Here is a 12431-nt window from a genome sequence, read left to right on the forward strand (position 1 = left end):
AAAGATATAGATAAAGGAAGGAAGACATGGCCTTAGAAGTAATTATGCCAAAAGCCGGCGTGGATATGACAGAAGGACAAATCGTCCAATGGAATAAAAAAGTCGGAGAATTTGTAAAAGAAGGAGAAATCCTTTTGGAAATCATGACTGACAAAGTCAGCATGGAATTGGAAGCCGAAGAAGATGGGTACTTGATTGCCATTCTCAAAGGAGATGGTGAAACTGTCCCTGTAACGGAAGTTATCGGTTACCTTGGTGAAGAAGGGGAAAACATCCCAACAGCTGGAGCAGCAGCCCCAGAAGCTAGCCCTGCACCTGCAGCAAGTGCCTCAAACGATGATGGTAAGAGCGATGATGCTTTTGATATCGTTGTGATTGGTGGAGGTCCTGCTGGTTATGTTGCAGCCATCAAAGCTGCCCAACTCGGCGGTAAGGTTGCCCTTGTTGAGAAATCTGAACTTGGTGGAACCTGCTTGAACCGTGGCTGTATCCCAACTAAGACCTACCTTCATAACGCTGAAATTATCGAAAACATCGGTCATGCCGCAAACCGTGGTATCGTAATCGAAAATCCAAACTTCACTGTAGATATGGACAAACTTTTAGAAACTAAATCTAAAGTTGTTAATACTCTTGTTGGTGGTGTTGCAGGACTTCTTCGTAGCTACGGAGTTACTGTTCATAAGGGTATCGGTACTATTACTAAAGACAAGAATGTCTTGGTAAATGGTTCAGAATTGCTTGAAACCAAGAAAATTATCCTTGCTGGTGGTTCAAAAGTCAGCAAGATCAACGTTCCTGGTATGGAATCGTCACTTGTCATGACCAGTGACGATATTCTTGAAATGAACGAAGTTCCAGAAAGTCTCGTTATCATTGGTGGTGGGGTTGTCGGTATCGAGCTTGGTCAAGCCTTCATGACATTCGGTTCAAAAGTAACTGTTATCGAAATGATGGATCGCATTGTCCCAGCAATGGATGCGGAAGTATCTAAGAACCTTCGCTTGATCCTTGAGCGTAAAGGAATGACCATCTTGACTGGTACTAAACTGCAAGAAATCATCGAGGAAAATGGTCAACTTCGTATCAAGGTTGAAGGAAAAGACGATATTATCGCAAGCAAAGCTCTCCTTTCAATCGGTCGTGTTCCGGATCTTGAAGGTATTGGTGATGTTGAGTTTGAATTGGATCGTGGTCGCATCAAGGTCAACGAATACATGGAAACTTCTGTTCCAGGTATCTACGCACCAGGTGACATCAACGGTACTAAGATGTTGGCTCACGCAGCCTTCCGCATGGGTGAAGTTGCTGCTGAAAACGCCCTTAAAGGAAACCATGCTGTTGCCAAGTTGAATTTGACTCCTGCAGCTATCTACACACTTCCAGAAGTAGCAGCAGTTGGTTTGACTGAAGAACAAGCCCGTGAGAAATATGATGTCCAAATCGGTAAATTCAACTTTGCTGCTAATGGTCGTGCCATTGCTTCTGATGCTGCTCAAGGTTTCGTAAAAGTCATTGCAGATAAGAAATACGGGGAAATTCTTGGTGTTCACATCATTGGTCCTGCAGCTGCAGAATTGATCAATGAGGCGTCAAGCATTATCGAAATGGAAATTACTGTTGAAGAAATGCTGAAGACTATCCACGGACACCCAACCTACTCTGAAGTGATGTACGAAGCATTTGCGGATGTTCTAGGAATGGCTATCCATTCACCTAAGAAAAAATAAAAGAAAGATAGATTAGACTGGAAGGTTATTTCCAGTCTCTATCGTATAAAGGGATATCATGAAATATATTATTAATCATTCAAACGACACTGCTTTTAATATCGCCTTGGAAGAATATGCCTTTAAACATCTTTTGGATGAGGATCAAATCTTCCTTCTTTGGATCAATAAACCATCTATCATTGTTGGTCGTCACCAGAACACTATCGAAGAAATTAACCGTGATTATGTTCGAGAAAATGGTATTGAGGTGGTCCGCCGTATCAGCGGTGGTGGAGCTGTTTACCACGATTTAAATAACCTCAACTACACGATCATTTCAAAAGAAGATGAAAATAAGGCATTTGACTTCAAGAGCTTCTCGACTCCAGTCATCAATACACTAGCTCAACTTGGGGTTAAAGCTGAGTTCACAGGCCGTAATGACTTAGAAATTGACGGTAAGAAATTCTGTGGCAATGCCCAAGCTTATATTAATGGCCGTATCATGCACCATGGTTGCTTGCTCTTTGACGTTGATTTGTCAGTCTTAGCCAATGCCCTTAAGGTTTCAAAAGATAAATTTGAATCAAAAGGGGTGAAATCTGTTCGTGCTCGTGTCACCAATATTATCAATGAATTACCAGAAAAAATCACAGTCGAAGAATTCCGTGATTTGCTATTGGAATACATGAAAAAAGAGTATCCAGAGATGACAGAATACGTTTTTTCTGAGGAAGAATTGGCTGAAATCAATCGCATCAAGGATACTAAGTTTGGAACTTGGGACTGGAACTATGGTAAATCACCTGAATTTAACGTCCGTCGTGGAACAAAATTCACCAGTGGTAAGGTCGAAGTCTTTGCTAATGTTGTCGAATCAAAAATCCAAGACATCAAGATTTACGGTGACTTCTTTGGTATCGAAGACGTTGTAGCTGTAGAAGATGTCCTTCGTGGCGTCAAATACGAACGCGAAGACGTCCTTAAGGCGCTAGAAACAATTGATATTACACGCTACTTTGCTGGCATTAGCCGTGAAGAAATCGCTGAAGCGGTAGTAGAGTAAAGAAAAGCTATTTGTTAGTCATTGTGGGTTGCAGAAAAGATATTATCTGGATAGGACAAGTCTTAAAACCTGCTGAACGAGAATCAAAAAGAACTCACTTCCAATGCTTAATAAAAAAACTCGGAAGTTTGTTCTGAGTCAACTAAATACGACTATTTGCAATTGAATATAGAGATGAGAAGGTCAGTAGTAGATTATCTGTAAGGTGACACAGACATGAGTTGTTTTTGATTTCTTCTTGCTATAAATATCCCAAAAGACTATTATTTCTATAGTTGAACGATACTTCAAAAGTTAGACATAGAAAATCTAATTTTTGGGGTATTTTGCAGTTCTTAGTTTAGGCTTTTTTAGTATCAAAAGATGTTTCATAAAATATGGACTCAACCTTTCAACTTAATCCGGTTTATTACTTACTATCTCCAATAAAATTGAAAAGGATGGAAAAAAGGATAAATTTATGATATACTTTATTTTAAAGACCTTATTAGAAATCTTGAAAGAGTATTAAAAACTTAGAATGAGAAAAATTGTTATCAATGGTGGATTACCACTACAAGGTGAAATCACTATTAGTGGTGCTAAAAATAGCGTTGTGGCCTTAATTCCAGCTATTATATTGGCTGATGATGTGGTGACTTTGGATTGTGTTCCAGATATTTCGGATGTAGCCAGTCTTGTCGAAATTATGGAATTGATGGGAGCTACTGTTAAGCGTTATGATGATGTCTTGGAGATTGATCCAAGAGGTGTTCAAAATATTCCAATGCCTTATGGTAAAATTAACAGTCTTCGTGCATCTTACTATTTTTATGGGAGTCTCTTAGGCCGTTTTGGTGAAGCGACAGTTGGTTTACCGGGAGGATGTGATCTTGGTCCTCGTCCGATTGACCTACACCTTAAGGCTTTTGAAGCTATGGGTGCCACTGTTAGCTACGAGGGAGATAACATGAAGTTATCTGCTAAAGATACAGGACTTCATGGTGCAAGTATTTACATGGATACGGTTAGTGTTGGTGCGACGATTAATACGATGATTGCTGCAGTTAAAGCAAATGGTCGTACCATTATTGAAAATGCAGCCCGTGAGCCTGAGATTATTGATGTAGCTACTCTCTTGAATAATATGGGAGCCCATATCCGCGGTGCAGGAACTAATATCATCATTATTGATGGTGTTGAAAGATTACATGGAACCCGTCATCAGGTGATTCCAGACCGTATCGAAGCTGGAACATATATTTCTTTAGCTGCTGCAGTCGGCAAGGGGATTCGTATAAATAATGTTCTTTACGAACACCTAGAAGGATTTATTGCTAAGCTGGAAGAAATGGGAGTGAGAATGACTGTATCTGAAGACAGCATTTTTGTCGAAGAGCAGTCTAATTTGAAAGCAATCAATATTAAGACGGCTCCTTACCCAGGTTTTGCTACTGACTTGCAACAACCGATTACTCCACTTTTACTAAGAGCGAATGGTCGTGGTACAATTGTCGATACGATTTACGAAAAACGTGTAAATCATGTTTTTGAACTAGCAAAGATGGATGCGGACATTTCGACAACAAATGGTCATATTTTGTACACAGGTGGACGTGATTTGCGTGGGGCAAGTGTTAAAGCAACTGACCTGAGAGCTGGTGCAGCTTTAGTTATTGCTGGTTTGATGGCCGAGGGACAAACTGAAATTACCAATATCGAGTTTATCTTACGTGGTTATTCTGATATTATCGAAAAATTACGTAATCTAGGAGCGGATATTACACTTGTTGAGGATTAAACCGTAGAGGTGTTTATGAATATTTGGACCAAATTAGCAATGTTTTCTTTTTTTGAAACGGATCGCTTGTATTTGCGTCCTTTCTTTTTTAGTGATAGTCAAGACTTCCACGAGATAGCTTCAAATCCAGAAAATCTTCAATTTATTTTCCCAACGCAGGCAAGTCTGGAAGAAAGTCAATATGCACTGGCCAATTACTTTATGAAGTCCCCTTTGGGAGTGTGGGCAATTTGTGACCAGAAAAATCAACAAATGATTGGTTCTATTAAATTTGAGAAGTTAGATGAAATCAAAAAAGAAGCTGAGCTTGGCTATTTTTTGAGAAAAGATGCTTGGTCGCAAGGATTTATGACAGAGGTTGTTAGAAAAATTTGTCAGCTTTCTTTTGAGGAATTTGGCTTAAAACAATTATCTATCATTACCCACCTTGAAAATGAAGCTAGCCAAAGAGTTGCTCTTAAGTCTGGATTTAGTTTGTTCCGTCAGTTTAAGGGAAGTGATCGCTACACAAGAAAAATGCGGGATTATCTTGAATTTCGGTATGTAAAAGGAGAATTCAATGAGTAAGCATCAGGAAATTCTAAGCTATTTGGAGGAATTACCAGTAGGTAAAAGGGTCAGTGTTCGTAGTATTTCCAACCATCTGGGAGTCAGTGATGGAACGGCCTATCGCGCTATCAAGGAAGCTGAAAACCGTGGAATTGTGGAGACCCGTCCTAGAAGTGGAACAATCCGCGTCAAATCCCAGAAAGTTGCTATTGAAAGATTAACTTTTGCTGAAATTGCAGAAGTGACTTCTTCTGAGGTTTTGGCTGGGCAAGAAGGTTTAGAGAGAGAATTTAGTAAGTTTTCAATTGGTGCCATGACTGAACAAAATATCTTGTCTTACCTTCACGATGGGGGGCTCTTGATTGTCGGAGACCGAACCCGTATTCAGTTGCTAGCCTTGGAAAATGAAAATGCAGTTCTGGTTACAGGGGGATTTCAGGTTCATAATGATGTACTTAAACTGGCCAATCAAAAAGGGATCCCGGTTCTGAGAAGCAAGCATGACACATTCACCGTCGCGACCATGATCAATAAAGCCTTGTCAAATGTCCAAATCAAGACTGATATTCTGACTGTTGAGAAACTTTACCGTCCGAGTCATGAATATGGTTTTCTGAGAGAGACTGACACAGTTAAAGATTATTTGGACTTAGTTCGTAAGAATCGTAGCAGTCGTTTCCCTGTTATCAATCAACATCAGGTCGTTGTTGGGGTTGTTACTATGAGAGATGCGGGTGATAAGTCACCAAGTACCACAATTGATAAGGTCATGTCTCGTAGTCTATTTTTAGTTGGATTATCGACAAATATTGCCAATGTGAGTCAACGGATGATTGCAGAAGACTTTGAAATGGTACCAGTTATTCGGAATAATCAAACCTTGCTTGGAGTTGTGACACGACGAGATGTCATGGAGAAGATGAGTCGTTCCCAAGTTTCTGCTCTACCGACTTTTTCTGAGCAGATTGGACAAAAACTCTCTTATCACCATGATGAAGTAGTCATTACAGTGGAACCCTTTATGCTTGAAAAAAATGGTGTTTTGGCTAACGGCATATTGGCAGAAATCTTGACTCATATGACCCAAGATTTAGTTGTAAATAGTGGTCGCAATCTCATCATCGAACAAATGCTGATCTACTTTTTGCAGGCTGTTCAGATAGATGATATACTGCGCATTCAAGCACGCATTATCCATCATACTAGACGATCAGCTATTATTGATTACGATATTTATCATGGTCATCAGATTGTTTCAAAAGCAAATGTGACTGTTAAAATTAATTAGAAACTAGGAGAAAAAATGATAACATTAAAATCAGCTCGTGAAATTGAAGCTATGGATAAGGCCGGTGATTTTTTAGCAAGTATTCATATCGGCTTACGTGATTTGATTAAGCCTGGCGTAGATATGTGGGAAGTTGAAGAGTATGTCCGCCGTCGTTGTAAGGAAGAAAATTTCCTTCCGCTTCAGATTGGGGTTGACGGTGCAATGATGGACTATCCTTATGCTACCTGCTGCTCTCTTAATGATGAAGTGGCTCATGCTTTCCCTCGTCACTATATCTTGAAAGATGGTGATTTGCTCAAGGTTGACATGGTTTTGGGAGGTCCAATTGCCAAATCTGATTTGAATGTCTCAAAATTAAACTTCAACAATATTGAGCAAATGAAGAAATACACTCAGAGCTATTCAGGTGGTCTTGCAGACTCATGTTGGGCTTATGCTGTCGGTACACCGTCCGAAGAAGTGAAAAACTTGATGGATGTAACCAAAGAAGCTATGTACAAGGGTATTGAGAAAGCTGTTGTTGGAAATCGTATCGGTGATATTGGTGCAGCCATTCAAGAATACGCTGAAAGTCGTGGTTACGGTGTAGTGCGTGATTTGGTTGGTCATGGTGTTGGTCCAACTATGCATGAAGAACCAATGGTTCCTAACTATGGTATTGCAGGTCGAGGACTCCGTCTTCGTGAAGGAATGGTCTTGACTATTGAACCAATGATCAATACAGGTGACTGGGAAATTGATACAGATATGAAGACCGGTTGGGCGCATAAGACCATTGACGGTGGCCTATCATGCCAATATGAACACCAATTCGTGATTACGAAAGATGGTCCTGTTATCTTGACTAGTCAAGGTGAAGAAGGGACTTATTAAAATAAGTAAAAGTAGATTGAAGAAAAAGTGGCTCTTTGGACAATTTTCTTCAATTTTTTCTTTTATCTATAGTGAAATGAAAAAACCGAACAACTTGATTGAGAAATTCAAATCAATTTCTAACAATGTTTTGGAAAACATAGTGTACTATTAAAGAGTTTGTTTCATATAATATAATGACAAAAACAGTTAACCGTAGCAAACTTGATACAAATTTTAATATTTATAGTACAATAGTTTTAAATTCTTAAGAAAGTTGGTTCTTTATTGGAAACGCTAATATTTTCAATCTCCGTTTTTTTAGCAGGTGTCCTGTCCTTCTTTTCTCCCTGTATTTTTCCTCTTCTGCCAGTTTATGCTGGAATTTTATTGGATGATCAGGAAAGTGCAAAAAGTTTTTCCTTGTTTGGGAGAAAAGTTGCTTGGTCAGGTTTGATTCGAACGCTTTGCTTTATCGCAGGTATTTCACTCATTTTCTTTATTCTAGGATTTGGTGCTGGTTACTTTGGTAATATTCTCTATGCCAATTGGTTTCGCTATACCATGGGTACGATTATCATTATTTTGGGCCTTCACCAGATGGAAATTTTTCATTTTAAGAAATTAGAGGTTCAAAAAAGCTTTACTTTTAAGAAATCAGAAGCCAATCGTTATTGGTCGGCCTTTTTACTCGGTATTACCTTTAGCTTTGGTTGGACGCCTTGTATTGGTCCAGTTTTGAGTTCTGTTTTAGCGCTTGCGGCTTCTGGGGGCAATGGCGCTTGGCAAGGTGCTATCTATACCTTGATTTACACTTTAGGGATGGCCATTCCTTTCTTGATTTTGGCTCTAGCTTCAGGTGTAGTAATGCCTTATTTTAGTAAAATTAAACGTCATATGATGCTACTGAAGAAAATTGGTGGTTTCCTCATTATTTTAATGGGAATTTTGTTACTATTAGGACAAGTAAATGTTCTAGCTGGAATTTTTGAATAAAGGAGAAAAAGATGAAAAAAGTAATGTTTGCTGGCTTAAGCCTCTTGTCATTAGTCGTATTGATAGCCTGTGGTGAGGAAGAAACTAAAAAGACTCAAGCAGCACAACAGCCAAAACAACAAACGACTGTACAACAAATTGCTGTTGGAAAAGATGCTCCAGATTTTACCTTGCAATCTATGGATGGTAAAGAAGTTAAGTTATCTGATTATAAGGGTAAAAAAGTCTATTTGAAGTTTTGGGCTTCCTGGTGTGGTCCATGTAAGAAAAGTATGCCTGAGTTGATGGAATTAGCTGCAAAACCAGATCGCGATTTTGAAATTCTTAGTGTCATTGCACCGGGTATTCAAGGCGAAAAAACTGTTGAGCAATTCCCACAATGGTTCCAAGATCAAGGATATAAAGATATCCCAGTTCTTTATGACACAAAAGCAACTACATTCCAAGCTTATCAAATCCGAAGCATTCCTACAGAATACCTAATTGATAGTCAAGGAAAGATTGGAAAGATTCAATTTGGTGTTATCAGCAATGCGGATGCAGAAGCAGCATTTAAAGAAATGAACTAGCATAGATAAAGAGAATCTGATTACAAATTTCATGGTATAATAGATGGTAACCGTAACGTTGCCGTCTTTTTTGTCGGCCAATAGAAAGAGAAGAGAATGTTAAAGAAAAATGATATTGTAGAAGTTGAAATTGTTGATTTGACCCACGAAGGGGCAGGAGTTGCCAAGGTGGATGGTTTGGTATTCTTTGTCGAGAATGCTTTACCAAGTGAAAAAATCCTCATGCGTGTCCTTAAAGTAAACAAAAAGATTGGTTTTGGGAAAGTTGAAGAATACCTTGTCCAGTCACCACACCGTACTCAAAATATAGATTTGGCTTACCTGCGTTCAGGAATTGCGGATTTAGGACATCTTGCCTATCCAGAACAGCTCAAGTTTAAAACCAAGCAAGTTAAGGATAGTCTATACAAGATTGCTGGAATTGCAGATGTAGGGGTTGCTGAAACACTTGGCATGGAAAATCCAGTCAAGTACCGCAACAAGGCACAGGTGCCTGTTCGTCGAGTGAATGGTGTATTGGAAACTGGATTTTTCCGTAAAAATTCACATGACCTCATGCCTTTGGAAGATTTCTTTATCCAAGATCCTGTGATTGATGAGGTAGTAGTAGGCCTACGTGACTTGCTCCGCCGTTATGATTTGAAACCTTATGATGAAAAGGAACAGTCTGGCTTGATTCGAAACCTTGTGGTGCGTCGTGGTCACTATTCAGGGCAAATCATGGTCATTTTAGTAACAACTCGTCCTAAAATTTTTCGTGTCGACCAATTGATTGAACAACTAATCAATCAATTTCCAGAGATTGTGTCTGTCATGCAGAATATCAACGACCAAAATACCAATGCTATTTTTGGTAAGGAATGGCGTACGATTTACGGACAAGATTTTATCACTGACAAAATGCTTGGCAATGACTACCAAATCGCTGGACCAGCCTTTTACCAAGTCAATACTGAAATGGCGGAGAAGCTCTATCAAACAGCCATTGACTTTGCAGCATTAAAATCAGATGATGTGGTTACCGATGCCTACTCAGGAATTGGAACGATAGGCTTATCAGTCGCTAAGCATGTCAAAGAAGTCTATGGTGTGGAAGTAATTCCAGAAGCGGTTGAGAATAGCAAGAAGAATGCCCAATTAAACAATATTTCAAACGCCCACTATGTCTGTGACACAGCTGAAAATGCTATGAAAAATTGGCTCAAGGAAGGTATTCAACCAACCGTTATTCTAGTTGACCCACCAAGAAAAGGACTCACAGAAAGCTTTATCAAAGCAAGCGCCCAAACAGGAGCTGACCGCATAGCCTATATTTCATGCAATGTCGCAACCATGGCGCGTGATATCAAACTCTACCAAGAGTTGGGATATGAGTTGAAGAAAGTACAGCCGGTTGACTTATTCCCACAAACACATCACGTGGAGTGTGTAGCTTTGCTGGTAAAAGCATAGAAAGCTTGGTATGAATCAATAATGAAAAGCCTTGATTGTAAGTCTTTTTTGTGTTTTTATGATAGAATATAGGTAGTTATAATCGAGAGCAACTAAGAAGCAGTAAAAAAATATTATACGTAGAATAATCAAGATTAGGAAGATAAAATGACAGAAATTGATAAAAGGAATTTAAAAAATTATCTTTATTGTACATTTGGAATTACTTATATAGCTTGGGGGATTCTTGCTATCTTTACGCAATCTCATATTTTTGGATTAGAAACGATTATAGGAAGAACTTTACATATAGTAGGTGCACTTGGACCAGCTATTGCCAGTGGCTTTTATTTGAAAAGGAATAATTTAAAATTTAAACATTTTGTATTTAGTAAGAAAGAAAATAGTAGTATTTATTTCATCATTCATTTGTTAGCAATTTTGATACTATTTTCTGTATCTTCCTTAGAATTAAACGGAGTATCAATTTATCTGATGCCATTATTCTTTATACAACTAATTTTTTTTGGTGGTGGACATGAAGAATTAGGATGGAGAGGAATATTACAACCGTTACTTGATAAAAAATATACTTATTGGCAATCTAATTTGATTGTAGGATCAATTTGGGGGATTTGGCATCTGCCTTTATGGTTTATAGTTGGAGAAAGCCATCAAGGATTTCCTTTTATTTTATTTTTTATATATACATTATTTTTAAGTTTTGTTTTAGGGCTTCTTTATCGTCAAACGAAATCTGTAGGGTACTGTCTATTATTTCATGCGTTCGCAAATTTGTTAAATCTCTATTTTGTGTTAAAAATTAATCTTATTTTTATTATCATATTTATTACTTATTTAATTTATACAATATTGGCGAGTAATAGAAGAGTAATAGAATTAGTAAGGAAACAACATTTTAAAATTTAGATCAGCATATCTTTTATTGAAAGTAACGATTTGCTAATTAGATGATCTATGTTAGAGAAATATCTATTATAATTTAAAGTGGAGTGATGAATGTCGTTTCTTTTGAAGTGGTGAAAATCTTTCCGTTCCACAGTATCATTCTAAAATGATTTTTACTGCCTTTCGTTGATTAGTATAAAAGAAGAATATTAACACACGTTGAGGCGTATCACTACTTGTACGAGCTGAGGCATCAGCGAAGTAGAAGTAGATGCTCCATCTATGGGATAGGACTTGTAGAATGAGGGGGGAACCGACGAAATGATACGGTAAGTCTGGACCGCTGAGTGTGTGATTGTGAGCTTGAATTCTAAGTATGAACACAAGCAAATAGTAAGGTACTCTTTGAGTGAAAAAATAAATTGTTTTTGGTGGAGATGAAATATTGATAGAGAGCAGACTTGAGTTTGATAAAATCACATCCTTTGATGAGTTTAATAAATACTATTGGTATCGTGATGAACTTTCACAACTATGTAAATCATTAGGATTAGAATATAGAGGTACCAAACAAGAACTCAATCATATTATTGAGCAGTACTTTAAGGGGAATTTGATTAAAAAATCATCAATAAAAAGCAAGAAGAAACAAGTAGAAATCGTTACCTTAAATACGCCCTTACTTGAATGTGGATTCTCTTTTAACACTCACTTTAGAGAATATTTCTCAACTTTAACAGATGTTTCACCCTTTAAATTTACTGCTGATATGGCTACAGCATGGAGAAAAGTAAAAAGAGAAAATGATTTGAGTTTTACAATCCAAGATATGCTAAAAGTTTATTATGGAAATTCAGATTATGCCAAGTATGACCATTCAGTTTGTCAATGGAATCAATTTTTAAAGGATTTCTGTACAGACGAAAATAGTCTTAACTACTCAAACAAGTTAAAAGTAGCTTCTATTCTTTGGAAAGAAGTTAGAAATTCAAAAGCTGAAAAAATTTATTCAAAGAATCTTTTGACTGAATATGCTGATAAAATAGAAGAGTATGGTAAGTAGAAACCCCATCTCAATTGGTGGCGACAGTGATACTCTTGCTGCAATCACTGGTAGCATAGCAGAGGCAGCTTATGGTATTCCTGATTGGATAAAGGAAAAGACCTACTCTTACTTGGATGAACCCTTAAAGAATGTACTCAGACGATGGGATAATAAGGTTGATATAAAATAAAAGAGTTTAAATCTATAGTACTTCATATTTCTCTTTTCTGT

General features: G+C 37.8%; 11 protein-coding genes and 1 pseudogene. All 12 read left to right on the forward strand.

Translation table 11 applies throughout. From position 1 onward, the window contains the following. Nucleotides 1-26 precede the first annotated feature (26 nt). Nucleotides 27-1730 (forward strand): dihydrolipoyl dehydrogenase, encoded by a 1704-nt coding sequence (gene lpdA, locus KV696_RS01410; RefSeq protein ID WP_023942531.1) that lies wholly within the window; start codon nt 27-29, stop codon nt 1728-1730. Nucleotides 1731-1788: 58 nt separating this feature from the next. Beyond that, the gene (locus tag KV696_RS01415) at nt 1789-2778 is read left to right on the forward strand and encodes a lipoate--protein ligase (protein ID WP_023942529.1); all 990 of its coding nucleotides are present in this window, start codon (nt 1789-1791) and stop codon (nt 2776-2778) included. A 520-nt stretch (nt 2779-3298) separates the two neighbouring features. After that, complete coding sequence (locus KV696_RS01420) at nt 3299-4558, forward strand: UDP-N-acetylglucosamine 1-carboxyvinyltransferase (protein ID WP_061088064.1); 1260 nt, start codon at nt 3299-3301, stop codon at nt 4556-4558. 15 nt (nt 4559-4573) lie between these two features. Beyond that, a complete protein-coding gene (locus KV696_RS01425; protein ID WP_001028727.1) occupies nt 4574-5125 on the forward strand; it encodes a GNAT family N-acetyltransferase in 552 nt (183 codons plus the stop codon). Further along, on the forward strand, nt 5118-6395 hold the full coding sequence (gene spxR, locus KV696_RS01430) for a CBS-HotDog domain-containing transcription factor SpxR (RefSeq protein WP_219966645.1): 1278 nt from the start codon (nt 5118-5120) through the stop codon (nt 6393-6395). The genes KV696_RS01425 and spxR overlap by 8 nt, the downstream gene beginning before the upstream one ends. A 15-nt stretch (nt 6396-6410) precedes the next feature. Beyond that, the gene (locus tag KV696_RS01435) at nt 6411-7271 is read left to right on the forward strand and encodes a methionyl aminopeptidase (protein WP_219966646.1); all 861 of its coding nucleotides are present in this window, start codon (nt 6411-6413) and stop codon (nt 7269-7271) included. Between the two features lie 267 nt (nt 7272-7538). Further along, nucleotides 7539-8246: a cytochrome c biogenesis CcdA family protein gene (ccdA2, locus tag KV696_RS01440; RefSeq protein ID WP_219966647.1), complete on the forward strand. Its 708-nt coding sequence runs from the start codon at nt 7539-7541 to the stop codon at nt 8244-8246. Nucleotides 8247-8257: 11 nt separating this feature from the next. Beyond that, nucleotides 8258-8815, forward strand: coding sequence for a TlpA family protein disulfide reductase (gene sdbB, locus KV696_RS01445; protein ID WP_219966648.1), 558 nt, complete (start codon nt 8258-8260; stop codon nt 8813-8815). Nucleotides 8816-8911: 96 nt separating this feature from the next. After that, on the forward strand, nt 8912-10267 hold the full coding sequence (gene rlmD / locus KV696_RS01450) for a 23S rRNA (uracil(1939)-C(5))-methyltransferase RlmD (RefSeq protein ID WP_219966649.1): 1356 nt from the start codon (nt 8912-8914) through the stop codon (nt 10265-10267). A gap of 147 nt (nt 10268-10414) precedes the next feature. Continuing rightward, nucleotides 10415-11176, forward strand: coding sequence for a CPBP family intramembrane glutamic endopeptidase (locus tag KV696_RS01455; protein WP_219966650.1), 762 nt, complete (start codon nt 10415-10417; stop codon nt 11174-11176). Between the two features lie 424 nt (nt 11177-11600). Beyond that, nucleotides 11601-12218 carry an SAP domain-containing protein gene (locus tag KV696_RS01460; RefSeq protein WP_219966651.1) on the forward strand — a complete coding sequence of 206 codons (618 nt, stop codon included), beginning with the start codon at nt 11601-11603 and terminating at the stop codon, nt 12216-12218. Beyond that, a pseudogene (locus KV696_RS01465) lies at nt 12217-12390 on the forward strand (ADP-ribosylglycohydrolase family protein); the annotation flags it as partial. The gene KV696_RS01460 and the pseudogene KV696_RS01465, both read left to right, overlap by 2 nt. Between the last annotated feature and the right edge of the window lie 41 nt (nt 12391-12431).

The sequence above is a fragment of the Streptococcus humanilactis genome, from assembly GCF_019448275.1.
Lineage (GTDB): Bacteria > Bacillota > Bacilli > Lactobacillales > Streptococcaceae > Streptococcus > Streptococcus humanilactis.

Excerpts from the sequence above, each read along its gene's own strand:
- KV696_RS01415 (WP_023942529.1), top strand. The coding sequence starts at position 1,789 with ATGAAATATATTATTAATCATTCAAACGACACTGCTTTTAATATCGCC.
- KV696_RS01425 (WP_001028727.1), top strand. The coding sequence starts at position 4,574 with ATGAATATTTGGACCAAATTAGCAATGTTTTCTTTTTTTGAAACGGAT.
- sdbB (WP_219966648.1), top strand. The coding sequence starts at position 8,258 with ATGAAAAAAGTAATGTTTGCTGGCTTAAGCCTCTTGTCATTAGTCGTA.
- spxR (WP_219966645.1), top strand. The coding sequence starts at position 5,118 with ATGAGTAAGCATCAGGAAATTCTAAGCTATTTGGAGGAATTACCAGTA.
- KV696_RS01435 (WP_219966646.1), top strand. The coding sequence starts at position 6,411 with ATGATAACATTAAAATCAGCTCGTGAAATTGAAGCTATGGATAAGGCC.
- KV696_RS01420 (WP_061088064.1), top strand. The coding sequence starts at position 3,299 with ATGAGAAAAATTGTTATCAATGGTGGATTACCACTACAAGGTGAAATC.
- rlmD (WP_219966649.1), top strand. The coding sequence starts at position 8,912 with ATGTTAAAGAAAAATGATATTGTAGAAGTTGAAATTGTTGATTTGACC.
- KV696_RS01455 (WP_219966650.1), top strand. The coding sequence starts at position 10,415 with ATGACAGAAATTGATAAAAGGAATTTAAAAAATTATCTTTATTGTACA.
- lpdA (WP_023942531.1), top strand. The coding sequence starts at position 27 with ATGGCCTTAGAAGTAATTATGCCAAAAGCCGGCGTGGATATGACAGAA.